The sequence below is a fragment of the Bradyrhizobium sp. 141 genome (genome assembly GCF_023074055.1).
GTDB lineage: Bacteria > Pseudomonadota > Alphaproteobacteria > Rhizobiales > Xanthobacteraceae > Bradyrhizobium.
This window is the reverse complement of record NZ_JADPKR010000013.1, coordinates 394,742-418,542: the sequence shown is the minus strand read 5'-3', so window position 1 is coordinate 418,542 and position 23,801 is coordinate 394,742. Positions and strand designations below refer to the sequence as shown.

Annotated in this window: 26 protein-coding genes; 12 read left to right on the top strand and 14 right to left on the bottom strand. The window is 63.3% G+C overall.

Annotated features, from left to right (window positions below):
• Window positions 1-5 precede the first annotated feature (5 nt).
• The 3 genes from cimA to cysS all read right to left on the bottom strand — a co-directional run bounded on the left by cimA (window position 6) and on the right by cysS (window position 3,590).
• Complete coding sequence (gene cimA / locus IVA81_RS04195) at window positions 6-1,604, bottom strand: citramalate synthase (RefSeq protein ID WP_247312661.1); 1,599 nt, start codon at window positions 1,602-1,604, stop codon at window positions 6-8.
• Window positions 1,601-2,092, bottom strand: coding sequence for a GNAT family N-acetyltransferase (locus IVA81_RS04190; protein ID WP_247312659.1), 492 nt, complete (start codon window positions 2,090-2,092; stop codon window positions 1,601-1,603). The genes cimA and IVA81_RS04190 overlap by 4 nt, the downstream gene beginning before the upstream one ends.
• Window positions 2,093-2,207: 115 nt before the next feature.
• Window positions 2,208-3,590: a cysteine--tRNA ligase gene (cysS, locus tag IVA81_RS04185; RefSeq protein WP_247312656.1), complete on the bottom strand. Its 1,383-nt coding sequence runs from the start codon at window positions 3,588-3,590 to the stop codon at window positions 2,208-2,210.
• 292 nt (window positions 3,591-3,882) lie between these two features.
• Between cysS and IVA81_RS04180 the strand changes: the two genes are divergently transcribed.
• Window positions 3,883-4,188, top strand: coding sequence for a hypothetical protein (locus IVA81_RS04180; protein ID WP_247312653.1), 306 nt, complete (start codon window positions 3,883-3,885; stop codon window positions 4,186-4,188).
• Between the two features lie 132 nt (window positions 4,189-4,320).
• Window positions 4,321-5,508, top strand: coding sequence for a DUF2865 domain-containing protein (locus IVA81_RS04175; RefSeq protein WP_247312650.1), 1,188 nt, complete (start codon window positions 4,321-4,323; stop codon window positions 5,506-5,508).
• Between the two features lie 57 nt (window positions 5,509-5,565).
• Here IVA81_RS04175 and IVA81_RS04170 read toward each other — a convergent pair whose 3' ends face one another.
• Window positions 5,566-6,474 carry a DUF2189 domain-containing protein gene (locus IVA81_RS04170; protein ID WP_247312647.1) on the bottom strand — a complete coding sequence of 303 codons (909 nt, stop codon included), beginning with the start codon at window positions 6,472-6,474 and terminating at the stop codon, window positions 5,566-5,568.
• A gap of 518 nt (window positions 6,475-6,992) precedes the next feature.
• On the opposite strand from IVA81_RS04170, the gene IVA81_RS04165 reads away from it, so the two are divergent.
• From IVA81_RS04165 to IVA81_RS04145, 5 genes are all read left to right on the top strand, one after another.
• Window positions 6,993-7,826 (top strand): cytochrome c oxidase subunit II, encoded by an 834-nt coding sequence (locus IVA81_RS04165; protein WP_247312645.1) that lies wholly within the window; start codon window positions 6,993-6,995, stop codon window positions 7,824-7,826.
• A 79-nt stretch (window positions 7,827-7,905) separates the two neighbouring features.
• The gene (locus IVA81_RS04160) at window positions 7,906-9,684 is read left to right on the top strand and encodes a cbb3-type cytochrome c oxidase subunit I (protein ID WP_247312642.1); all 1,779 of its coding nucleotides are present in this window, start codon (window positions 7,906-7,908) and stop codon (window positions 9,682-9,684) included.
• Window positions 9,681-10,385 (top strand): cytochrome c oxidase subunit 3, encoded by a 705-nt coding sequence (locus IVA81_RS04155; protein WP_247312639.1) that lies wholly within the window; start codon window positions 9,681-9,683, stop codon window positions 10,383-10,385. Before IVA81_RS04160 ends, IVA81_RS04155 begins: the two co-directional genes overlap by 4 nt.
• Before the next feature lie 14 nt (window positions 10,386-10,399).
• Window positions 10,400-11,122 carry a heme-copper oxidase subunit III family protein gene (locus tag IVA81_RS04150; RefSeq protein WP_247312636.1) on the top strand — a complete coding sequence of 241 codons (723 nt, stop codon included), beginning with the start codon at window positions 10,400-10,402 and terminating at the stop codon, window positions 11,120-11,122.
• 9 nt (window positions 11,123-11,131) lie between these two features.
• Window positions 11,132-11,524, top strand: coding sequence for a cytochrome C oxidase subunit IV family protein (locus tag IVA81_RS04145; protein ID WP_247312634.1), 393 nt, complete (start codon window positions 11,132-11,134; stop codon window positions 11,522-11,524).
• 24 nt (window positions 11,525-11,548) lie between these two features.
• Here the strand turns inward: IVA81_RS04145 and IVA81_RS04140 are convergent, their stop codons facing one another.
• Genes IVA81_RS04140 through IVA81_RS04130 form a run of 3 tightly spaced genes read right to left on the bottom strand, consistent with a single transcriptional unit; the run spans window position 11,549 to window position 15,086 of the window.
• Complete coding sequence (locus IVA81_RS04140; protein ID WP_247312632.1) at window positions 11,549-13,306, bottom strand: NAD+ synthase; 1,758 nt, start codon at window positions 13,304-13,306, stop codon at window positions 11,549-11,551.
• 33 nt (window positions 13,307-13,339) lie between these two features.
• Window positions 13,340-13,693, bottom strand: coding sequence for a diacylglycerol kinase (locus IVA81_RS04135; RefSeq protein WP_247312627.1), 354 nt, complete (start codon window positions 13,691-13,693; stop codon window positions 13,340-13,342).
• Window positions 13,694-13,697: 4 nt separating this feature from the next.
• Entirely contained in the window at window positions 13,698-15,086 is a 1,389-nt protein-coding gene (locus IVA81_RS04130; protein ID WP_247312624.1) for a 3-deoxy-7-phosphoheptulonate synthase class II, read from the bottom strand.
• A gap of 179 nt (window positions 15,087-15,265) precedes the next feature.
• Here IVA81_RS04130 and IVA81_RS04125 point away from each other — a divergent pair, with 179 nt between their 5' ends.
• Window positions 15,266-16,162, top strand: a complete 897-nt coding sequence (locus tag IVA81_RS04125; protein ID WP_247312621.1) for an alpha/beta fold hydrolase — start codon at window positions 15,266-15,268, stop codon at window positions 16,160-16,162.
• 4 nt (window positions 16,163-16,166) lie between these two features.
• On the opposite strand, the gene IVA81_RS04120 is transcribed toward IVA81_RS04125, so the two are convergent.
• The 6 genes from IVA81_RS04120 to IVA81_RS04095 all read right to left on the bottom strand — a co-directional run bounded on the left by IVA81_RS04120 (window position 16,167) and on the right by IVA81_RS04095 (window position 19,498).
• A complete protein-coding gene (locus IVA81_RS04120) occupies window positions 16,167-16,430 on the bottom strand; it encodes a hypothetical protein (protein WP_247312618.1) in 264 nt (87 codons plus the stop codon).
• 203 nt (window positions 16,431-16,633) lie between these two features.
• Window positions 16,634-17,215: a TIGR00645 family protein gene (locus IVA81_RS04115; protein WP_247312616.1), complete on the bottom strand. Its 582-nt coding sequence runs from the start codon at window positions 17,213-17,215 to the stop codon at window positions 16,634-16,636.
• 32 nt (window positions 17,216-17,247) lie between these two features.
• Window positions 17,248-17,886: a TerC family protein gene (locus IVA81_RS04110; RefSeq protein ID WP_247312612.1), complete on the bottom strand. Its 639-nt coding sequence runs from the start codon at window positions 17,884-17,886 to the stop codon at window positions 17,248-17,250.
• On the bottom strand, window positions 17,883-18,245 hold the full coding sequence (locus IVA81_RS04105) for a hypothetical protein (protein WP_247312609.1): 363 nt from the start codon (window positions 18,243-18,245) through the stop codon (window positions 17,883-17,885). The genes IVA81_RS04110 and IVA81_RS04105 overlap by 4 nt, the downstream gene beginning before the upstream one ends.
• A gap of 2 nt (window positions 18,246-18,247) precedes the next feature.
• Window positions 18,248-18,721 carry a TerB family tellurite resistance protein gene (locus tag IVA81_RS04100; RefSeq protein WP_247312606.1) on the bottom strand — a complete coding sequence of 158 codons (474 nt, stop codon included), beginning with the start codon at window positions 18,719-18,721 and terminating at the stop codon, window positions 18,248-18,250.
• A gap of 396 nt (window positions 18,722-19,117) precedes the next feature.
• Window positions 19,118-19,498 carry a nuclear transport factor 2 family protein gene (locus tag IVA81_RS04095; RefSeq protein WP_247312603.1) on the bottom strand — a complete coding sequence of 127 codons (381 nt, stop codon included), beginning with the start codon at window positions 19,496-19,498 and terminating at the stop codon, window positions 19,118-19,120.
• A 137-nt stretch (window positions 19,499-19,635) separates the two neighbouring features.
• Here IVA81_RS04095 and IVA81_RS04090 point away from each other — a divergent pair, with 137 nt between their 5' ends.
• The 3 genes from IVA81_RS04090 to IVA81_RS04080 all read left to right on the top strand — a co-directional run bounded on the left by IVA81_RS04090 (window position 19,636) and on the right by IVA81_RS04080 (window position 21,960).
• Window positions 19,636-20,463 carry a class II glutamine amidotransferase gene (locus IVA81_RS04090; protein ID WP_247312600.1) on the top strand — a complete coding sequence of 276 codons (828 nt, stop codon included), beginning with the start codon at window positions 19,636-19,638 and terminating at the stop codon, window positions 20,461-20,463.
• An 18-nt stretch (window positions 20,464-20,481) separates the two neighbouring features.
• Window positions 20,482-21,711, top strand: a complete 1,230-nt coding sequence (locus IVA81_RS04085) for a carboxylate-amine ligase (RefSeq protein ID WP_247312597.1) — start codon at window positions 20,482-20,484, stop codon at window positions 21,709-21,711.
• 63 nt (window positions 21,712-21,774) lie between these two features.
• Complete coding sequence (locus IVA81_RS04080; protein ID WP_247312593.1) at window positions 21,775-21,960, top strand: hypothetical protein; 186 nt, start codon at window positions 21,775-21,777, stop codon at window positions 21,958-21,960.
• A gap of 15 nt (window positions 21,961-21,975) precedes the next feature.
• Here the strand turns inward: IVA81_RS04080 and IVA81_RS04075 are convergent, their stop codons facing one another.
• Entirely contained in the window at window positions 21,976-22,278 is a 303-nt protein-coding gene (locus IVA81_RS04075) for a hypothetical protein (RefSeq protein WP_247312591.1), read from the bottom strand.
• 378 nt (window positions 22,279-22,656) lie between these two features.
• On the opposite strand from IVA81_RS04075, the gene IVA81_RS04070 reads away from it, so the two are divergent.
• The gene (locus IVA81_RS04070; protein WP_247312589.1) at window positions 22,657-23,796 is read left to right on the top strand and encodes a glucuronate isomerase; all 1,140 of its coding nucleotides are present in this window, start codon (window positions 22,657-22,659) and stop codon (window positions 23,794-23,796) included.
• Window positions 23,797-23,801 lie beyond the last annotated feature (5 nt).

Genomic DNA, 23,801 nt, shown 5'->3' with positions numbered 1-23,801 from the left:
TTTCCCTACGCCGGCGCCCCCGACTTCACGAGCTTGTAGATCACCGAATCCATCAGCGCCTGGAACGAGGCGTCGATGATGTTCGGGGAGACGCCGACCGTGGTCCAGCTGTCGCCGTTCTCGTCCTCGCTCTCGATCAGAACGCGCGTGACCGCGCCGGTGCCGCCGTTGAGGATACGCACACGGTAGTCGATCAGCGTCAAGCCCTCGATGTATTTCTGGTACTTGCCGAGATCCTTGCGCAAGGCAACATCGAGCGCGTTGACGGGACCGTTACCTTCGGCCGCCGAGATCAGGTGTTCGCCGGCGACATCGACCTTCACCACCGCGAGCGCCACGGTGACGCGCTCGCCGTGCGAATTGTAGCGCTGCTCGACATTGACGTCGAACTGCTCGACCTCGAAATAATGCGGCACCTTGCCCAGCGTGCGGCGCGCCAGGAGCTCGAACGAAGCGTTGGCGGATTCATAGGCGTAGCCGGCCGCCTCACGCTCCTTCAACTCCTCGACGAGGCGGGTCAGCTTCGGATCGCTTTTCTCGTAAGGGATGCCGGCACGGTCGAGCTCGGCGATGACGTTGGAACGGCCGGCCTGGTCGGAGACCAGGACCTTGCGGTGGTTGCCCACCGTCTCCGGCAGCACGTGCTCATAGGTTTGCGGGTCCTTCAACACCGCGGAAGCATGGATACCGGTCTTGGTGACGAAGGCGCTCTCGCCGACATAGGCCGCATGCCGGTTCGGCACGCGGTTGAGCATGTCGTCGAGCGTGCGCGAGACCTTGACCAGGGTTGCCAGCTTCTCGGCGGTGACACCGATCTCGAAAGCGTCGGCAAAATCCTTCTTCAATTTCAGCGTCGGGATCAGCGAACAGAGATTGGCGTTGCCGCAGCGCTCACCAAGGCCGTTCAGCGTGCCCTGGATCTGCCGGGCGCCGGCGCGCACCGCGGCGAGCGAGTTGGCCACGGCCTGCTCGGTGTCGTTATGGGCGTGGATGCCGACGTGATCGCCAGGGATGTGTTTTGTGACTTCGGCGACGATGGCCTCGACCTCGTCAGGCATGGTGCCGCCATTGGTGTCGCACAGCACCACCCAGCGCGCGCCGGCGTCATAAGCGGCCTTGGCGCAGGCGAGCGCAAAGCTGGCATCCTCCTTGTAGCCGTCGAAAAAGTGCTCGCAGTCGAGCATGACCTCGCGGCCAGCGGCCTTTGCCGCCGCGACGCTGTCCCGGATCGAGGCGAGGTTCTCCTCCTTCGTCGTCTCCAGCGCGACGCGCACCTGATAGGCCGAGGATTTTGCCACGAAGCAGATCGCGTCGGCCTTCGCTTCGAGGAGCCCGGCGACACCGGGGTCGTTGGAGACCGAGCGCCCGGCCCGGCGCGTCATGCCGAAGGCGGTGAAGCGCGCATGATTGAGCTTCGGCTTGGCCGCGAAGAACTCGGTGTCGGTCGGATTGGCGCCGGGATAGCCGCCCTCGACATAGTCGATGCCGAGATCATCGAGCATCGCGGCGATGACCTGCTTGTCCGTCAGCGTGAAGTCCACGCCATTGGTCTGCGCGCCGTCGCGCAGCGTGGTGTCGAACAGATAAAGGCGCTCCTTGCTCATTGCCCCGCTCCGAGCGTCTTCTTCATGGTGGTGTTGGCGAGCCACTCGTCGTTGATGGTGACGCTGTTGCGCTGCTGGGCGGTGTAGCCGCGCTTGGCGAAAAACCCCTGTGCGGTGTCGCTGGCATCGACAGAAAGGCTTGTCGCGCCGCGGCCGCCGGCGAGTTTCTCCAGCGCATCGACCAGCAGGGTCGCGATGCCCTGCCCGGCTACCGCCGGATGCACATAGAGCATGCGAATGTGGTCGTTGCCGCGCAGCGAGGCGAAGCCGATGGGCGAGCCATCGAGCGTCGCAATCAGCGTCAGGTCGGAGGCGAGCCGCTTGCCGAACTCCTCGTCCTCGGCCGCCTCCATCCAGGCCTGCTGCTGCGCCTCGCTATAGTCGTCGCCGGTCAGCTCCTCGATGCTCGCGGTGAAGATCGCGGCGAGCACCGGCACGTCATCAGGCAGGAACGGCCGCAATCCGGGCTTCGGCAAAGTCTGTCCCATCGTCGTCACCACATCCCATATAGCTTGAGCACCAGCGCCACGGCGCCCGCGAGCAGCGCGATCTTCAGCGCGATGTAATAGAGCCAGTGCCGCGGGAAAGGCGTGTCGGGCCGTTTCATCGCGCAACCTCCCACGTCGTTCCTTCCTTGGAATCCTTGATCGCAACGCCCATCGCAGCGAGCAGATCGCGGATGCGGTCGGACTCCCCAAAATCCTTACGCGCACGCGCAGCCGTCCGCTCCGAGATTAGGCGCTCGACTTCCCCGGCATCGACGCCGCTCGCCTGCTGCTTGCGGCTTTCCCACTGCCCGGCGCTCTCGGACAGGAAGCCGAGCAGCCGCAACGAGCCCGCCAGAGCACCGATATCACCACCACGCAGGCCGTGCAGCGCCGCGATCGCCAGCGGCGTGTTGAGATCGTCGAGCAGCGGCTCGACCACGGACGCGGCCGGCCTGCCGGGTTCGACGTCGGCCGCGGTGCGATACCAATCGTCGAGCGTCTTGGCGCTCTCCTCCAGCGACTTCATGGTCCAGTCGATCGGCGAGCGGTAATGCGTCTTGAGCATGTTCAGGCGCAACACCTCGCCGGGCCAGTCCGCGAGCAACTCATGGATGGTGATGAAGTTGCCGAGGCTCTTCGACATCTTCTCGCTCTCGACCTGGAGAAAGCCGTTGTGCATCCAGTAGTTCGCCATGCGCTGCTGGTGGAAGGCGCAGCAGGTCTGCGCGACCTCGTTCTCGTGATGCGGAAACACGAGATCGATGCCGCCGCCATGGATGTCGAATTGCTCGCCGAGATGCTTCCAGGCCATGGCCGAGCACTCGATGTGCCAGCCCGGACGCCCCTCAGCCTTGATGCCGGCTGGCGATGGCCATGACGGCTCGCCCGGCTTGGACGGCTTCCACAGCACGAAATCGGTGTTGCCCTTCTTGTAGGGCGCGACATCGACGCGGGCGCCGGCAACCATCTCGTCGAGCGAGCGATTGGACAAGGCGCCGTAGCGCGGCAGATCGGAATTTCCCGCGTTCATCGCCTGCGGCGAGAACAGCACGTGATCCTCGGCCACATAAGCAAAGCCGCCCTTGACCAACCGTTCGATGATCTCGCGCATCTCGCCAATATGCTCGGTCGCGCGCGGCTCGACGCTCGGTCGCAATGCGCCGAGCGCGTCGACATCGGCGTGAAACTGCTTTCCCGTTTGCTCGGTAACCTTGCGGATCGCCTCGTTCAGCGGCAGGCCGGGGAAATCGCGCGCGGCACGGTCGTTGATCTTGTCGTCGACGTCGGTGATGTTGCGAACATATTTGACATGCGCCTCGCCATAGAGATGGCGCAGCAGCCGAAACAGCACGTCGAACACGATCACCGGCCGCGCATTGCCGATATGGGCGAAGTCATAGACGGTCGGTCCGCAGACATACATGCGGACGTTCTTCGCATCGAGCGGCACAAAGGGGCGCTTTTCCCGGCTCAGCGTATCGTAAAGGCGCAATTCCATATGGATACCCGTCGGCTGTTGGCCGGGCGTCCAGGGCTCTCAATGTGTTTGAGAAAAGACGGCTCCAGCCAGCGAATCGCTAGCTCGTAATCTCGCGGCAAATGGCGCAAATGGCGAGGAGACCGTTCATGCGGAACATATGGGCTATGAGGCGCCCCCGCGTCAATAGAGCCGCGAAATGCTGCTTTATCTCGGCAAAGCGCGCCGCCCGTCATGATGGTTCATGATCCTCTAACCATTTGAGCCCATTTTGGAACCGGCGGTTCCCCTTTTTTGCCCCCGGTGCATTTTCATGCGATTCTTGCCCGCGCTCATTTCCAGCGCCTTCATCTTTGCGGCCTCCAGCGCCTTCGCCGAGAGCCGCGTCTTCATCATCGCCAACCAGGCAGACGGCTACGGCATCGACCAGTGCCTGGCTAAAAGCGACAAATGCGGCGCCTCCGCCGCCCGCACCTATTGCCAGTCACGAGATTTTGCCCAGGCATCGAGCTATCGCCGGGTCGATCCCGACGAAATTACCGGCTCTGTCCCCAAATCCGGCACAAATTGCTCCCATGGCCATTGCGACGAATATGTCGCAATCACCTGCCAGCGCTGAATTCGCTCGGAGCTGGCGTAGCTTAGGCCCGGTGCTTTGGCGCCCGAAACGACGTGACGATGCCGCAGGAAGCGGCTATGGGAGGGCGCGCTTCGGCCCTCCAAAGTCATGCCGGGCCGTGACCTCGCTAGAATGGCGGATATGCCTGAATTTTTGTCCCTGTCCCGTGCCCGCCTCCTCCATGCCTGCACCGTGCTTTTGAGCACCGTCGTGCTCGCCACTGGCGCTTTCGCTCAGGCCGGCCCGCCCGGACCGCCGCCTCAGCCGGGCCAGAACGGGCTTGGCCCCAATCCGATGTGCGTGCGACTGGAAGGCCAGCTCGCCGCACTCGATCGCGGCGGCGGTGGTGACCCCGCGCGCGAAGACCAGATCCGCCGTTACCAGGATTCCCAGGCCAAGCAGCAGGCCGAGCTCGATCGCGTCACCATGCAGGCCAAGCGCATGGGCTGCGATTCCTCCGGCTTTTTCTCGCTGTTCAACGGCCAGTCGGCCCAATGCGGCCCGGTCAACACCCAGATCCAGCAGATGCGCGCCAATCTGGATCAGATCACCGGCAATCTCGAGCGGCTGCGCGGCGGTGGCCCCGGCGGCTTCAGCCCGGAACGCGACAATCAGCGCCGCTCGGTGCTTGCGGCGCTGGCGCAGAACAATTGCGGCCCGCAATACGCCAACGCCGCGCAGTCGCAAGGCGGCGGCAATTTCCTGAGCAATCTGTTCGGCGGCAACAACGCGGGCAATCCGCAAGGCGTGCCGCCGTCCGATCTCGGGCCGCAATCCGGCACCTACCGCACCGTCTGCGTGCGCACCTGCGACGGCGCTTATTTTCCGGTCTCGTTTGCGACGGTGCCAGCGCGCTTCCCCGACGACGAGAAGACCTGCAAGGCGCTGTGCCCGGCCGCGGAAGCCGTGCTCTACACCCATCGCAATCCCGGCGAAGACATGAACTCCGCGGTCTCGATCGGCGGCCAGCCCTACACGGCGCTGCCGACCGCGTTCAAATTCCGCAGCGAGTTCAACCCGTCCTGCTCCTGCAAGGCCGCAGGACAGACCTGGGCAGACGCGCTGAAATCGGCCGACGACAAGGCGGCGGCCGAGCAGCAGGGCGACATCATCGTCACCGAGGAGAGCGCCAAGAAGATGCAGCAGCAGCGGCTCAACAAGGGCACGCCTGCGAATGCCAAGAAGGGCGCAGCTCCCGCGCCGACGACGGCCAATGCACCGGCTGCGACACCGCCGGCGGAGGCGGGCGCGGCGGCCAACTCCGAGAACAAGCCGATCCGCTCGGTCGGGCCGACCTTCCTGCCCCAGCAGCAGAAGTAGGTCGTTTTTCTTTGTCATGTCCCGCGAAGGCGGCCGCCCCGCGCGGCCGTTTCGCTGTTACTGCTCGCCCTCGCGGCTCCACGGAAAGAGATTTGCCGGAAAGTCCGCCGCGTAGCGCCTTCCCTTCGGCCGCGGTGGAAGTTCGTCCGGAGGATTCGGATTCGGCTCGACCACCCTCCGATAAAGATGCCAGGTGGCATGACCGAGCACCGGCAGGACGACAGCGAGACCGACGAAGAGCGGCAGCGAGCCGATCACCAGCAGCGCCGCGACGATCAGCCCCCACCCCGCCATCGCAACCGGATTGGCAGCCACCGCCCGCAGCGACGTTCGGATCGCATCGATCGCCGTCGCATGCCGATCGAGCATCAACGGAAACGATACGACGCTGACGCATAGGGCCGCGACCGCAAACAGGAAGCCGACACCGCAACCGACGATGATGAGCGACCATCCTTCCGGTGTCGTCAGCACACGGGTTGCGAAGTCAGGAATGCTTGCAGCCGCCGCGTGACCGAAGATGGCGACATAGATTGCGTTCGCGACGCCGATCCAGGCCCCGAACAGGACGAGCAGGAGCACGCCGAGCTCGAGCATGGCGCCGAACGACGGTGCACGCAGGACCTTGATCGCGTCCCATGCCTCGACCTTTTCACCGCGCTCGCGGCGACGGCTGAGCTCGTAGAGACCGATCGCGGCAAAGGGACCGATCAAGGCAAACCCGGCCGCCAGCGGAAACAGCAGCGGAAGGACCGAATAGCCGAGGACCATCCTGAACAGGACGAGACCGAGAACGGGATAAATCAGGCATACAACGAGCGCGTGACTCGGCATCGCCTGGAAATCGTCCCAGCCCAGGCGGAGCGCCTCTCTCAGGTCGGACAAGCCGATCTTGCGAATGGGATAAGAGGCGGCCTCGCCGAACAGGTGCCGCCTTACGATGTTGTCGGAATAAAGAGTGGCCATGGACACACCCTCCTCTGCTGAAAGTCGCGGCGGCGATCAGCGCGCTTTCCGGCCACGCGTATCCGCCCTTAGGTGCGGGAGACGCGATCGAGCTGAGTACGGCAGTTCCAGGCTCAACGAGGAAGGAGCTTAGCCGGACGAAACCCGTCGCGACCTGCGCCCCAAGCTTAGCGCGCGCGACCTGGAATGACCAGCACTCCCGGCTGAGTGAATTGTGCGTCGCATATGTTTGTGCGATGCATCACATCGAGAATGCGACCGACGCGCCAGCTCGCACGGCAACTCCCCACGACGTCTTAAGCGCGTTGACATGCTATTGACGCCGGGTTCGCGGGGGATCATTTTAAAAGCCTGGACGCCCCCCAGCGGTCGCGACGTTTCTCTTGGATATCGCGACCGGTTGAATGGGCGAGGCAAGAGGCGCGGCGATGGCGTGCAGGCCAACGCAGCTATCGCGACAGACGTGAGCTCCGCCCCGGATTCGTATCCGCAGCCTTTGATGGCTAGGATGGATCAGGATGGCTGTCGCATTGATACTGCTTCTGGTCGCGATCGGCTCGGTGCTGTTTCACATCTACAGCCCGTGGTGGTGGACGCCGATCGCCACGAACTGGGAATATATCGACCACACCATCAACATCACGTTCTGGATCACGGGCTTCGTTTTCGTCGCGGTCATCGCGTTCATGGCCTATTGCGTCCTCCGCTTTCACCACAAAGAGGGAAGACGGGCTGACTACAATCCGGAAAACAAAAGGCTCGAATGGTGGCTGAGCGTCGGGACCGGCATCGGCGTCGCCGCCATGCTCGCACCCGGCCTGGTGGTCTGGCACCAGTTCGTGACGGTGCCCGCGGATGCCACCGAGATCGAAGTCATGGGCCAACAATGGCAATGGAGCTTCCGCCTTCCCGGGAAGGATGGTCGGTTGGGCACATCCGACGTCCGCAACATCAGCACCGACAATCCGATGGGACTCAATCGCGACGATCCGCATGCGCAGGACGACGTCGTGATCGAGAACGGCGACCTGCACCTTCAGCTGGGAAAGCCGGTCAAGGTTCTCCTCCGCTCGGTTGATGTCCTGCACGATTTCTACGTGCCCGAATTCCGGGCCAAGATGGACATGGTTCCAGGCATGGTGACCTATTTCTGGATAAAGCCGATCCGAACCGGAACGTTCGATGTTCTCTGCGCGGAGCTGTGTGGCGCTGCGCATTATCAGATGCGGGCCAAGGTCATCATCGACGAAGAGCGTGAATATCACGCTTGGCTGGAACAACAGAAGACGTTTGCAGAATTGTCGCCAGGAAACGCCGTCGTGAAGGCGACCTATCAATCCGGCGGCAAGTAGCAAGGCGGCGCCGCGAAGATCGATCGGGTGCGTGAGGCCAACTCGTCGCCCCCGAAGGAAACGACCGAGGAGGTATTCTATGGTCGATGTTCCATATGATGGGATCACAGGCATTCCGCCTGCCGAAGTACCTGAAGTCGAGCTTTACCATCCGAAAAGCTGGTGGACGCGGTACGTCTTTTCGCAGGATGCCAAGGTCATCGCCATCCAGTACTCGCTGACAGCCTCCGCCATCGGGCTCGTGGCGCTGGTGCTGTCGTGGCTGATGCGGCTGCAACTGGGGTTTCCAGGCACTTTCTCCTTTATCGATGCCAACCAATACCTCCAGTTCATCACCATGCACGGCATGATCATGGTGATCTATCTGCTCACCGCATTGTTCCTCGGAGGCTTCGGCAACTACCTGATCCCGCTCATGGTCGGCGCACGGGACATGGTCTTCCCCTATGTGAACATGCTGAGCTACTGGATCTATCTGCTCGCAGTCCTGGTGCTGGCTTCGACCTTCTTCGTGCCCGGCGGCCCCACCGGCGCCGGCTGGACGCTGTACCCGCCGCAAGCAATCCTCTCCGGAACGCCCGGGCAGGATTGGGGCATCATTCTCATGATGTCGTCCCTGATCCTGTTCATCATCGGCTTCACCATGGGCGGGCTGAATTATGTGGTCACGGTGCTCCAGGCGCGCACCCGCGGCATGACGTTGATGCGCCTGCCCCTGACGGTGTGGGGCATTTTCACGGCAACCGTCATGGCTTTGCTGGCATTCCCTGCACTCTTCGTTGCCTCGGTCATGCTGCTGCTCGACCGTCTCCTGGGAACCAGCTTCTTCATGCCCTCCCTCGTCGAGATGGGCACGCTGTCGAAATATGGCGGCGGCAGCCCGCTGCTGTTCCAGCACCTGTTCTGGTTCTTCGGCCACCCCGAGGTCTACATCGTCGCCCTGCCCGCCTTCGGCATCGTCTCCGATCTGATCAGCACGCATGCGCGCAAGAACATCTTCGGTTATCGCATGATGGTCTGGGCGATCGTGGCCATCGGCGCGCTCAGCTTCATCGTATGGGCGCACCACATGTATGTGAGCGGCATGTTCCCGCAATTCGGGTACTTCTTCGCCACCACGACGCTCATCATCGCCATCCCCACCGCGATCAAGGTCTACAACTGGGTGCTGACCCTGTGGCGCGGCGACATTCATCTCAGGGTGCCGATGCTGTTCGCCCTCGGCTTCATCATCACCTTCGTGAACGGCGGGCTCACCGGCCTCTTCCTCGGCAACGTTGTCGTGGACGTGCCCCTCTCGGATACCATGTTCGTGGTCGCGCATTTCCACATGGTGATGGGCGTAGCGCCGATCATGGTCGTGCTCGGCGCGATCTATCATTGGTACCCCAAGGTCACCGGGCGGATGCTGAACGACGTCCTGGGCAAGTTTCACTTCTGGGTCACCTTCCTCGGCGCCTACCTGATCTTCTTCCCCATGCACTATCTTGGACTGCTCGGCGTTCCGCGCCGGTATTTCGAACTGGGGGATACGTCGTTCATCCCGCCCTCGGCCCATTCACTGAACGCCTTCATCTCCGTGGTGGCCTTGACCGTCGGCTTCAGCCAGATGGTGTTCCTGTTCAATCTTGCCTGGAGCCTGTTCAAAGGTGAGGCCTCAGGTGGCAATCCATGGCAGGCGACGACGCTAGAGTGGCAGACGCCGGAGACGCCCCCCGGGCACGGCAACTGGGGCAAGGAGCTCCCGGTCGTGTACCGCTGGGCCTATGACTACAGCGTACCCGGCGCCGCGGAGGACTTCATTCCGCAGAACCAGCCGCCGCGCGCAACGCAGCTCGTGCAGGGAGCTGCTTCGTGAGCGCCATCATCCTGTTCCTGGCTGTGCTTGCGGTGATCGCCGGATGGTGGCTGTCGCAGCAGCGGCTGACGGCCAAGCCCTGGCTGGAGGAAGGCCCGATCGGTGACTTCCCCGGCGGCGATGCCATGACCTGGCCGGCAGCAAAGGTCGGACTTGGCGTGTTTCTCGCTGTCGCGAGCGTGTTATTCGTCCTCTTCATCAGCGCCTACTCGATGCGCATGGACGTGGCGGACTGGCGGGCGCTGCCCGTGCCGCGGCTGCTGTGGTTCAACACGGGCGTCCTGGTCCTGAGCAGCGTCGCGCTGCAATGGTCCTACGTTGCCGCGCGCCGAGACGATGCTGAAGGCGTCATGATCGGCCTGCTCGCGGGCGGCGCGGCTGCCGTGATCTTCCTCGGCGGACAGCTCCTAGCCTGGCAACAGCTCGGCGCGGCCGGATACTTCGTGGCGTCCAATCCGGCGAACTCCTTCTTCTACCTGTTGACCGCAGTGCACGGGCTGCATCTGACGGGCGGCCTGGTGGCGCTTGGCAGAACCACGACCAAGATGTGGCGTGGCGCCGGGATCGCCGACATGCGCTTGAGCGTGGAGCTGTGCGCCATCTATTGGCACTTCCTGCTGCTGGTCTGGCTTGTCCTGCTCGGGCTTCTCACGGGCTGGACCGACGATTTCGTCAACATCTGTCGCCAATTGCTGAGCTAGGGAGGCGAGACCAGATGGCTGAGACCGTGCTGACAAATCCGGGCCATTCGACTGCGCGGCTTGAAGGCTGGCGCGGCATCGCCGCCGATTGGGCGTCCGATCAGCGCGCTTTCAAGAACGTGTCCTGGGGCAAGGCCATGATGTGGATCTTCCTCCTCAGCGACACCTTCATCTTCAGTTGCTTCCTGCTCTCCTACATGACGGCGCGCATGTCGACGACCGTGCCGTGGCCCAACCCCAGCGAAGTCTTCGCCCTCAACATCGCCGGCAATCACATTCCGCTGATCCTGATCGCCATCATGACCTTTGTCCTGATCAGCAGCAGCGGGACGATGGCGATGGCCGTCAACTTCGGCTATCGCCGCGATCGCGTCAGAACCGCAGCCTTGATGCTGGCCACGGCGGCGTTCGGCGCAACCTTCGTCGGAATGCAGGCCTTCGAATGGACCAAGCTGATCATGGAGGGCGTCCGGCCCTGGGGCAATCCGTGGGGCGCGCCGCAGTTTGGTGCGAGCTTCTTCATGATCACCGGCTTCCACGGCACCCACGTGACAATCGGTGTGATCTTCCTGCTCGCCATTGCGCGGAAGGTCTTGCGCGGCGACTTCGACGTCGAGAGGCGCGGCTTCTTCACGAGCCGCAAGGGCTATTACGAGATCGTCGAGATCACGGGCCTGTACTGGCACTTCGTCGATCTCGTTTGGGTGTTCATCTTCGCATTCTTCTATCTTTGGTGAGGTCGGCGCATGACAAACGCGGCGGTACACATGGAAGGACAGCTCCACGCTCCGGCGCATGGCGCAGTCGCAACGGCAGCCGTTCACGCCAGCGGTCAACAGCACCCGATCAAACTCTACCTCGTGGTCTGGGGCTGGTTATTCGTCCTCAGCACATGCTCCTACCTCGTCGACTACTTTGGCCTGCATGGCTATCTGAGGTGGTCGCTGATCCTGCTCTTCATGGTGCTGAAAGCCGGCCTGATCGTCGCCGTCTTCATGCACATGGCCTGGGAGCGACTGGCCTTGGCCTATGCCATCCTGCTGCCGCCGATCGCGGTATTGGTATTTGTGTCGATCATGGTGCTCGAATCCGAATACACGCACTTTCTTCGGGTGCTGTTCTTCGCAGCCCCGTCGTAGCACCGGCAAGCCCAGTCTCTGACGTTATCCCTCGAACGCGTCGATCGAGGCGCGGCTCCCGCGCGAGACCAGCGTCTCGTCCGCCGCGGGCAATGGCTCTCCCCGATCGCGAAAGCGGTTGGTGATGGGATAGCGGCGGTCGCGGCCGAAATTCCGAGGTGTCACCTTGACGCCGGGCGCGGCCTGGCGGCGCTTGTATTCGGCGACGTTGAGCAGGTGGTCGATGCGGGTGACCGTCTCGCGATCGAAGCCGGCGGCAATGATCTGATCCAGCGGCTGCTCGCGCTCGACAAGTCGCTCCAGGATGGCATCGAGCACGTCGTAAGGCGGCAGCGAGTCCTCATCACGCTGGTTCTCGCGCAGCTCCGCGGTCGGCGGACGCGTGATGATATCGGGGGGAATGACCTCGCCCGCCGGCCCGAGTGCACCATCCGGCTTCCAGCCGTTGCGCAAGCTTGCCAGCCGAAACACCTGGGTCTTGTAGATATCCTTGATCGGATTGAAGCCGCCATTCATGTCGCCATAGAGCGTGGCGTAGCCGACCGACATTTCCGACTTGTTGCCTGTCGTCACCACCATCAGTCCGGTCTTGTTGGAGATCGCCATCAGCAGCGTGCCGCGGGTGCGGGCCTGGAGGTTTTCCTCGGTGATATCTGGCGGCAGATTCTTGAAGATTCCGGACAGGATGGTTTCAAAGCCGGTCACGGCCTCCGCGATCGGCAAGACCTCGTAGCGGATGCCGAGATGACCGGCGAGCTCGCCAGCGTCCGCAATCGAGCTTGCCGCCGTGTAGCGATAAGGCAGCATCACGCCGTGCACCTGATCGGCGCCGAGCGCATCGACCGCGATCGCCGCGCACAGCGCGGAATCGATGCCGCCGGAGATGCCGAGCAGCACACCGGGAAAGCCGTTCTTGGCGACATAGTCGCGCAAGCCCAGCACGCATGCGGCGTAGTCGGCCTTGTCGCCCTCGACCTGCTCCGCAATCTGACCCGTGCAGCGCCAGTCAGCGCCGTTGCGGGTAAAGCGCAGCGTGACGATGCTTTCTTCAAACGCCGGCAGTTGCGCCGCCAGCGAGAGGTCACCGTTAAGCGCGAACGAGGCGCCGTCGAACACCAGCTCGTCCTGGCCGCAGACCTGGTTGAGATAGACCAGCGGTAGCCCGCTCTCGGTCACGCGCGCCACGGCAACCGACAGACGCACATCGTTCTTGTCGCGGGCGTAAGGAGAGCCGTTCGGGACCAGAATGATCTCGGCGCCGGTCTCGGCCAACGTCTCGACCACGTTCTCGTAGTCCTCGGACTCCTCCAGCCAGATGTCCTCGCAGATCGGGACGCCGATGCGCACGCCGCGTACGGTCACGGGACCAGCGGCAGGACCACGTGAAAACAGCCGCTTCTCGTCGAACACGCCGTAGTTCGGCAGATTGCATTTGAAGCGCAGCGCCGCGATACGGCCGCCGTCGAGCAGGGCGCAGGCATTGTAGAGTCTGCCGTCCTCAAACCAGGGGGTGCCGACCAGCATCGCCGGGCCGCCATCGGCAGTCTCGCGCGCCAGCGCTTCGATCGCGGCGCGGCAGGCAGCTTGGAAGACCGGCTTCTGCACGAGGTCTTCCGGCGGATAGCCGGCGATGTACAATTCCGGAAACAGCACGAGATCGGCGCCGTCGACGATAGCTCGCGCGCGCGCCGCGCGTGCCTTGGCAGCGTTGCCCTCGATGTCGCCCATGGTCGGATTGAGCTGGGCGAGCGTGACCGTGAATGCGTTGAGACGTTCGGTCATGGCGCTCCGATCCCAAGCTAGAGGAAACCCAGGCTAGAGGAACCCCAGCCGCTCGATAATGGCGATGATCCAGAACGCGCCGGCCATCAACAGCGCCACGCCGACAGCCGCCGAGCCCATATCCTTGACCCGGCCGATCTGCTTGTCGTGGTCCATGGTCAGGCGATCGGCGAGTTTTTCGATCGCGGTGTTGAGCAACTCGACCGTCAGCACGAACGCAACCGAGCAGACCAGCTCGACCGCGCGCATCGCGGTCGAGCCGATGAACCAGGCGAGCGGCACCGACAGCAGGAGCGCAAAGATCTCCTCGCGGACGGCCTGCTCCGACCGAAACGCAAAGGCCAGACCGTTACGGGAATTGATCGTGGCCTTCCAGATCCGCAGCAAGGTCTTAGAGCCCCGCTGCGACCGGCATCGGCTTGGGCTTGCCGGCGCGCTCCTGCTTGAGGAGCTCCGCGACCAGGAAAGCCATGTCGATGGATTGCTCGGCATTGAGACGGGGATCGCAGACCGTGTGATAGCGGTCGTTGAGGTCCTCGTCCGTGATCGCGCGGGCGCCGCCGAGGCATTCGGTGACGTCCTGGCCGGTCATCTCCAGATGCACGCCGCCGGCATGGGTGCCTTCGGCGGCATGGATCGCGAAGAACGACTTCACTTCGGACAGGATGCGGTCGAACGGCCGCGTCTTGTAGCCTGACGTCGAGGTGATGGTGTTGCCGTGCATGGGATCGCAGGACCAGACCACCACCCGGCCCTCGCGCTTCACGGCGCGGATCATGTTCGGCAGATGCTCGCCGACCTTGTCCGAGCCGAAACGGCCGATCAGGGTCAGCCGGCCCGGCTCATTGTCGGGGTTGAGCACGTCGATCAGCTTCAGCAGCTCGTCCGGCTTGAGCGACGGGCCGCACTTCAATCCGATCGGATTCTTGATGCCGCGAAAATATTCGATATGGCCGTGATCGAGCTGGCGGGTGCGATCGCCGATCCAGATCATGTGGCCCGAGGTCGCGTACCAGTCGCCGGTCGTGGAATCGACCCGGGTCATGGCCTGCTCATAGCCGAGCAGCAGCGCCTCGTGGCTGGTGTAGAAATCGGTGGCGCGCAGCTCGGGGTGGGCCTCGAGATCGAGGCCGCAGGCGCGCATGAAGTTGAGCGCGTCGGAGATGCGGTCGGCCAATTCCTTGTAGCGGCGGGACTGCGGCGAATCCTTGAGGAAGCCGAGCATCCATTGATGCACGCTACCGAGATTGGCGTAGCCGCCGGTGGCGAACGCACGCAGCAGGTTCAGCGTCGCGGCCGACTGGCGATAGGCCATCAGCTGGCGCTGCGGATCCGGCACGCGCGCTTCCTTAGTGAAGGCGATGTCGTTGACGATGTCGCCGCGATAGCTCGGTAGCTCGATGCCATCAATCTTCTCGGTCGGCGACGACCGCGGCTTTGCGAACTGGCCGGCGATGCGGCCGACCTTCACCACCGGCACGGCGCCGGCATAAGTCAGCACCACCGCCATCTGCAACAGCACGCGGAAGAAATCGCGGATGTTGTTGGCGCCGTGCTCGGCGAAGCTCTCGGCGCAGTCGCCGCCCTGGAGCAGGAACGCTTCGCCCGCCGCAACGCGGCCCAGCGCCTTTTTCAGATTGCGCGCCTCGCCCGCGAACACCAGCGGCGGAAAGGTCGCAAGCTGCGCCTCGACGTCGGCCAAGGCTTTGGCGTCGGGATAGTCGGGCACCTGTAGCACCGGCTTGCTGCGCCAGGACTCGGGCGTCCACCGCTCAGACATCGCAATCTCTCCGTGAAGCAAAAAGCGCAACCTGATCTGTGGGTTGCGAGGGCCGCCTTATACACAGGCTGGCGCCGCCCCGCCAGTTGTAAATCCATTTGGCGCGGCAAACCCTTGCGAGGAAAGCCAAATTCGCATTTGCTGGGCGGGCGAGGAAACTGGCAGGATACCTTGCGCCCATGGACGCGGCACTTGACGACGTTTTCATCGACGAGATCAGCTTCCCGGCGACCGACGGGTATGCGCTGACCGGCACCCTGTTCCTGCCGCGCGGCACCAAGCGCCATGCCGTGCTGATCAATTCGGCCACCGCGGTCCCGCGCAAAATCTACCGCGGCTTTGCCTCCTATCTCGCCCATCGCGGCTGCGCGGTCCTGACCTACGACTATCGCGGCATCGGCGATTCCCGGCTGCCGGCGATGGTCGGCTACAACCAGCCGAAATCGCTGGTCGGCTTCAAGGCCTCGATGTCGGATTGGGCCGCGCTCGACGTCACCGCCGCGGTGCGCTGGATGCGGGAGCGGTATCATGGGCTGGAGCTCGCCTATGTCGGCCATTCCTTCGGCGGCCAGGCGCTGGGGCTGATCGCGAACAACACGGAAATCTCACGCGCCGCGTTCGTGGCCTCGCAGGCCGCGACTTGGCGGCTGATGACCTCGCCGGAAAAATACCGCGTCTTCGCCTTCATGAATTTTGTCGGCGTGCCGCTGGTCCACGCCCTCGGCTACGCGCCCGGCTGGGCCGGCGTCGGCGAGGACCTGCCCAAGGGCGTCTTCCTGCAATGGGCCGAGTGGGTCTCGAACCCCCGCTATCTCTTCGATTCAAAGCTGCCGGCGCTGGATAATTTTGCGAATTTCAAGGGCCAGCTGCGCGCGCTCTGTTTCTCCGACGATCCCTGGGCGACGCGACCCGCGGTCGAGCTGCTCGCGAGCGGGTTCACTGCGATCAAGCCGGAGGTGCTCAACGTCAAGCCGTCCGATGTCGGCGCCAAAACGATCGGCCATTTCGGCTTCTTCCGCCCCGATCACCGCGACACGCTGTGGCGCGGCGTGGCGGAATGGATTCAGGGCGAGTGAAGCCTCAGCGAATGATCGTCGTCAGAGACGAGTAGCGTTTGTTCGGCTTGGCTTCACCCGGCGCGAATTGCGCAAACGCATCGCTGACGCGGACCGCCGGCGGCGTGCTGCTCGCAAAGCGGAATTCCTTCGGCCGCGGCGCGTAGAAGCTGGCGCGGTAATAGGCGTCGTCGAAGCGTGCCTCGCCGACCCCGAACAATGCGTCGCAAACGAACAGGAGCGCGTAGACTCCCGCGACCGCAGCGATGACCTCCTTGAGAACAGACATTGTGATGCCCCACCCTTTTGCGGGAAGGATGCACGCCGGTTCCAAAGGCCTGGTTTAATACCGCGCGGTTCTTGTCCGCAGGGTTTGCCACCACTGAGCGGATTGCGGACAATTTTATCAATGTCGAAAAGAGAGCCCGTCTGACCGGACGATCAGGCAGGCTCCAGGCTGGCCGCTCAGGAGATCTCAGACGGCCAGGTTCATCAGCCGTGGCCGGCCTGCTTGCGATGGCCGCTCTCGCTGAGGCGGTCGACCCAGGCAATGCCGATCGCGGAGATGATGAAGGTCAGGTGGATCAGCACCTGCCACATCACGCCGGTCTCGGTGGAATTGCTGCGCGTGGTGCCGAGATTGCCGGCCTCGATGAAGGTCCTGAGCAGCGAGATCGAGGAGATGCCGATGATCGCCATCGCCAGCTTGATCTTGAGCACGCTGGCATTGACGTGGCTGAGCCATTCCGGCTCGTCGGGATGACCGGTCAGGTTCAGCCGGGAGACGAAGGTCTCATAGCCGCCGACGATCACCATGATCAGAAGGTTCGAGATCATGACGACGTCGATCAGCCCGAGCACGACCAGCATGATCTGCTGCTCGCTGGCGTCGAACGAGTGCGCAACCAGGTGCCAGAGCTCTTTCAGGAACAGCAGGACATAGACGGCCTGCGCGACGATCAGGCCGACATAGAGCGGCACTTGCAGCCAACGCGAGCCAAAGATGAGTTGGGCGAACAGGCCGAGTCGCGGCGGCTCGGCCTGCGCCGAAGGCGCTTTGGGTTCGGACGTCATGAATCGCTCCGGATTGCGGAAAGAGTTTCGCGTCAGAGACTCGCGATGACGGGAGCGAGTTCCAGAGAGCCCCGATAGATCATCTCGAACGCGACGTAAATGATAATGGCGAGACCGACATAGGCGATCCAGCGCTGCCTCTGGAGCACGCGGCCGAGCAGATCGGCGGCGACGCCCATCATCGCGACCGACAGCAACAGGCCGAAGGCGAGGATGTAGGGATGCTCGCGCGCGGCGCCCGCAACCGCTAGCACGTTGTCGAGCGACATAGAGACGTCGGCGGCAACGATCTGAATCGCGGCCTGCCCGAAGGTCTTTTGCTTCACGGGCGCGGCATCCGCGCCGCCGCCATGGCTGAACGCGAGTTGCCTCGAATGCGCCGCCTGCTCGCGCAGCTCGCGCCACATCTTCCAGCACACCCAGAGCAGCAGCACGCCGCCGGCGAGCAGCAGGCCGATCACCTGCAGGAGCTGGGTCGCGACGCCGGCGAAGACGATGCGGAGCCCGGTGGCGGCGGCGATGCCGACGATGATGGCACGGCGACGCTGCTCGGCCGGCAACCCCGCCGCGGCGAGACCGATGACGACGGCGTTGTCGCCGGCGAGCACAAGGTCGATCAGGATGACCTGAACCAGCGCGGTCAGGGCGTCGGAGGTGATGAATTCAGTCATGATTGATCATTTTTCGGTGCAGACGGCTCGAGCCAATGCGGCTTCTTCCGCTCGATCCAATCCAGGACCTTCGAACGTGAGGAGCGCAGCGCAGGCACGTCCTCGGCAAGCAGCGCGAGACCGAGCGGCAGCATCCAGACGCCGAGAATCGGCAAGAAGGACAGCACGCCGCCGACGATCAGCAGCGTGCCCGAGGGGATTCTCACCCAGCGACTGGACGGCTTGAGCAGATAGGTGAAGGTGTCGCCCATGCGTGGCGGCAGGCGGTGGACGAGCTTGTCGAGGCGCGGGTCACCGCCGGCCATCTGGCCGGTGGTGCCCTCGGTTTTCGTCGCGCGCTCGTCCGAAACTGTGCTCATGCTTACTCCTTCAAGGCGGCCTGCCGTTCGGCGCCCGCTGCACTCGGCACGACCGGCTTCGCGCGCGGCAGCACCAGCGTCAGCAAGCGCAACAATTTGATCGCCTGCACTTCATGGGGATGGACGTCCTCATCCGCCGCAGCAACGCGCTCCGACAGCTCGATCAGATGGGACGAGAGCGGCAGATTCGAAACCGGCCGCAGCGTGTCGATCACGACATTGGCAAAATCCGGCTCCTCGAGCCGTTCGGCGAGTTCATCGAATATCGCATAGAGCCGTTCATCGGGAATGTGCGGCGCCAGCTTGCGATCCCTGATGAAACGGATCACCTCGTCGCGCTCGACCGGCGAAACGCGCCGGTCGGCAACTGCAACCAGCGCCCCGACGATCACCAACGCGACCGCGGCCTGCTCGTTCAGGCTGGACGGTTCCGTGATCTCGATCTCGATCGGATTTGAGGATTTGACGGCAGACATCGTTGCTCCCTTAACTTGCGAAATGGCCGCACGGAGCTGCGATGGGGACGAATGGTCGGAGAGAACGAACAGGGGCCCGACGATCGGCCAATCCATCGCATTCGCGCGGGACAGGTCATCCGACATCACGAGGTTTGCCGACATCGTCGGCGTCCTCGCCAGAGGGGCCCGGATTCTTGTTCGCTCCAGAAATAGAGGTGGGTCTGTCGGAATCAAGGCGGCACGACTGCGACTAGCCGCCGCATCGGTTCCGTCGCGTTGCTGCACGGAGTCGGGACACAGAAAGCACGCGAATCCGCCGCTAGATGGGCCCCGGCTCTGCAGCCGCACCTCCAAGCTGCGCCGTGCCGGGGCACAAGGCCACCAATTCGGCGCGCAACTGCATTAAAGCGCGACTTACCCCACCCGCTCGACCAGATGCGCACGTGATGGAGCGGGATCGAAGCGGTCGCCGAAATATTGCGTCTCGTGCGCCACCAAGCCGTCGCGGAATTCCATGATGCTCACAACATACGACGGCACCCCGTCATAGCTCAGCACGAATTCACTCACCCAGAGATCGCCGCCGCCAACGATCCGTCGAACCGTGAAGCGTTTCTGGTTCGGCTGCACCAACCGGCTCTCCTGAATATTCCTGCGACCGCGGATGCGCTCGCCGGACTGCGGATAATCGAGCACCGCATCGTCGCGATAGATGTCATGCTCGGCCTCGAAATCATTGGCGTCCGAGACGTCCCAATGGCGCCGAAGCGCGGCCAATATGGCTTGATCGTTCATCTCGGTCTCCGATCTCGACGTCCGGCATCTTAACACCGAAGTCGCTCTGGTCGTGATCACTGCTTCGCGCCGGGAACCACGAGGCCGGCAGGTCGGTTAGTGCAACTCACGACCCATCCGCCGTCTACAGGAACCTCATGTGCCGCTGGATCGCATACCGAGGCGAGACCACCTCATTCGAACCTTACGTCACCGAACCCGAGCATTCTCTGGTCGCGCAGAGCATTCGCTCGCTTCAGTCGACGGCGGGCTCGAACGGTGACGGCTTTGGTCTGGGCTGGTACGGCGAGCATCCGGAACCGGGCCTTTATCGCGAGACGCGCCCGGCGTGGTCAGACGAGAACCTGCGCTATCTTTGCCGCCATCTGCGCTCGCATCTGTTCTTCGCGCATGTGCGCGCGGCCACCGGCACGGCGGTGACGCGGCAGAATTGCCATCCCTTTGCCTGCGGCCACTGGATGTTCATGCACAACGGATTCGTCGGGAGCTGGAATCGGTTGCGACGCAAGGTCGAGGCGCTGATCCCCGATGCTTTTTATCCATCGCGGCTGGGCACGACCGATTCGGAAGCCGTGTTCCTGGCAATGATGGGGGCCGGCCTCGACGGCGACCCGCTCGGCGCAACGCGGCGCGTGCTGCAAGCCCTCGTTGGTCTCGTCAATGAAGGCCAGCTCCGCGAACGGCTGCGCTTCACCAGTGCGATCGCCAACGGCCAGGATCTCTACGCCTTCCGTGTTGCGGTCAACGACGCCGCGAACACACTCTATTTCCGCGAGGACGGCGGCGAGGTCATCGTCGCGTCCGAACCCTTCGACAAGGAATCGGACTGGACCGAAGTGCCGCCGAATCACGCGCTGATCGCGCGCGCAACCGAAAGCGTGAAGATTGTTCCCTTCGACCTCGCAATTTCCGGTGAGTGCGATGCGGAACCCGCTGCTGTCAGGAGGATTATCGCCCTCAGGTAGTGCCTTGCCGGGTGGCCAATGACATTTGCTTCGGACGTTTTGAAATTGCTGCGCCTTGATTCCTCTCACGACAAGCAGCACCTCGTCATTCGCTCTGCCGGCGGCGGCGGCAAGGCGGCTGAATATTCCTTCGGCATCGAGGAGGAGTACTTCCTGGCCGACCGCCGCAGCTTCGAGGTCGCGATCCAGACTCCCAACGAGCTGTTCGAATCGGCGAACTGGTCGACCGGCGGTCAGGCCATGCGCGAGATGCTGCAATCCCAGCTCGAGGTCGCCACCAACGTTCACGTCGACGTCAACGACGCCCGCGAAGAGCTTCGCTTCCTGCGGCGCGAAGTCGCGAACGTCGCCGCGCAATATGGGTTCGTGATCATGGCCTGCGGCACGCACCCGACAGCGGTCTGGCGCATGTCGCAGCCGAGCCCGAAGCCGCGCTATGAGGAGATGATCGAGGATCTGCGCAGCATCGGCCATCGCAACATGATGTGCGGCATGCATGTGCATGTCCAGTTGCCCGATCCCGAGAAGCGCATGGCGGTGATGCGGGCGATGCTGCCGCATTTGCCGCTGTTCATCGCGCTGTCGGCATCCTCCCCATTCTGGAATTCGCACAAGACCGGGCTGAAGGGCTACCGGCTCGCCGCCTATTCCGAGCTGCCGCGCACCGGCCTGCCCGAATTGTTCGAGAGCAGGCAGGACTACGACGAATATGTCGGCGCGTTGCAGCGCTCCGGCGTGATTCCCGACGAGAGCCACATCTGGTGGGCAATGCGTCCTTCGATGCGGCACCCGACGCTCGAGCTTCGTGCGCCCGACACCTGCACCTTGGTCGAGGACGCCGTCGCGATCGCCTCACTCTATCGCTGCCTGACGCGCCACCTCCATCTGCGACCTCATTTGTCGAAGGAGGTCACGGTGGTCGAACGCGCAATTGCGGTGGAGAATAAATGGCGCGCCCAGCGCTACGGAACCGATTGCATCTTTGCCTCCAGAGACGGACCGGTCACGATTTCGGAGATGCTCTCCCGAATCATCGACGACACCGCCGAGGACGCGGACGCACTAGGCTGCGCCGCCGAGATCGAGCATTGCCGGACCATTGTGGATCGCGGCAGCTCGGCGGAATTCCAGCTTCGCGCCTATCGCGAAAACGGCGGCGACATCACAGCCGTGTCACGATGGATCGCTACATCAACGATCTCAGGAACGAGCGCGCCCATGGGGCGCAGTGCCCCAGCGCCGTCATAGCGCCCGCGCAAGCTTCGCGAACGACTATGTCGTTTCTGGATTTGCTACGCCGTAGAGGAATGCATGACTGACATCGCTTGGTGCGCCGGTTGCGGCCACAGCCTGGTCCCGATCCTGTCCGAGAACGGCCACACGCGGCCGAGTTGCTTCTGGTGCGAGGGCGTCGACGCGCGGACCATGGACATGGCAAAGTGGGCGGACAGCCCGGCCGGCAAGCCGGATCGGGCCGCGCCTCACGCTTTTGATTGAGGCGCCCCCTCCGCGTCAAACCCGCGCCACCACACGCGGACGGAACACGGATTCGGCGGTTAGCGCCGCGACCGACCTTCGCGTCGGCCGGCGCCGCGGGATGAAGAAGCTGTTCACGAGGATCGGCTCGTGATCGCCGAGCGCAGTTCGCTCCTTCACGAGCAGACTCATGACCGAGCGCATCTTGATGACTTCCTGCGCCACGAAGCTGCAGTCCTCATCACGGTTGATCTGCTCATGCATGATCGCTTCAGCTTCGCGCATGCTGACGCGGAGCGCTCTGATGGTTCTGCGGATTTCGTTGATGCGGTTGTCCATAGCTGCCTCCATCTCGGTCGCAGCATAAGAACAAAACATGAACAATCTGTCAATCGTCGCCCTGCCCGCTCGCGAAATTATCGCTCATCCCGGGGCCGGCATCGCGCCGCCCCCCGCCACCAGCGCCGCTGCACGTGCACCGGCGAGGCTTGCTGACAAATTAGACAGGTCTCGTCGCTGCCCCGGAAGCCTGCGCCCTTGGCACGGCCTCTCGGTCAGAACCAGTCGTCGATCTAACCTCCCGTGCAACCACCGGATTTTTCCTGGACGGGCACGTCCGCAGCACGGCGCCGGGCTCGCTTGCTGCTTCGCAAACCAACTGGCCCAAAATTCGCAATGACGTCGTAAGCGAAGCAACGACGCGGAGCGGAGAACGTCATGAACGTGCATGCTGCGGGCGATCTCAAGACGACCGGCCTCACCCATCCGAATGGCGCGCCGCTTCGCCTCAACACCCAGGACTTCGTCGCAATTGATCGCGACCGGAATGCGAAGTTCGAGGCGACGTATCGCCCGCAAGCGCTCTACAATCGCGCCAACGAAGGCTTTCACGCCAACAACGAAACCTTCCTCCTCCACGAAGTCGCGACCAATCTGCCAATCTACCGTCCCGACACCGGTCCCACCGACTTCCATCTGCATCTTCCACCCGGCGGCTTTCAGCTCGTGCTGGTCACCTCGGGCGCTTTCACCTTCGACTATGACGGGCGCTTCTACAACGTCGGCCCTGGCGCGGTGATGCTGCAAAGCGCGATCGTGCATCGCCAGTTGTTCTACACCTGGTCGGGCCTGTCGACCGAAGAGAATCTGAAGACGCCGCAGACGGTGGTGCCGGATCCGATCTCGATGGGCTATTCGGGCAAATTCCTCGAAGCCTTCATCACTGATCCCACCACCTTTCCGAATCCGACCATCGTAGGTCCCGATCAGATCGTTGAAGCTGAAACGCCGCGCATAGCCTGGAGCCATCCGCTGCACGATCGCCCGGCCAATGCCGGCTTCTGGCTTCAGGATCCCCTGGCGCTGGATGCACTGTTCAAGCCGCTCGCGGACGGCTCGATCAAGTCGGCGCTGCCGGTTTACGTACGCGACATCGGCATCGAGGCCCCGAGCGGCCAGCTCGTCACCGGCCACATCATCGCAACCGACCCGCGCGGCCAGTCGCTTCTGCCGAAGAGTACATCGGCATCCGCGGACGCCGCCTCGCTCGCCAAGGGTGAGGTCGTAATCTATCGCGTCATTCGCGGCACGGCCGAATTCAGGACCAAGGCGGGCGAGACCTTTGAACTCGCGGCCGGCGACGTGGTGACGGCCGGCAAGAGCGCGATCAACCTCATTGGTGTCGGCGAGAACACCCAGGTCCTCCGCCTCGGCCTTCTCAAGGGCATGAACGAGTTGCGGAGCTGGACGCCGACGCAGCGCGACGAGATCGACGGTCTCGCCGGCCAGATCATCACGCGGAGGGACATTCGTCCGCTGCGTATCGAAGGCAAGCCGGTCGGATATCTCTACGGTTAGGAGAG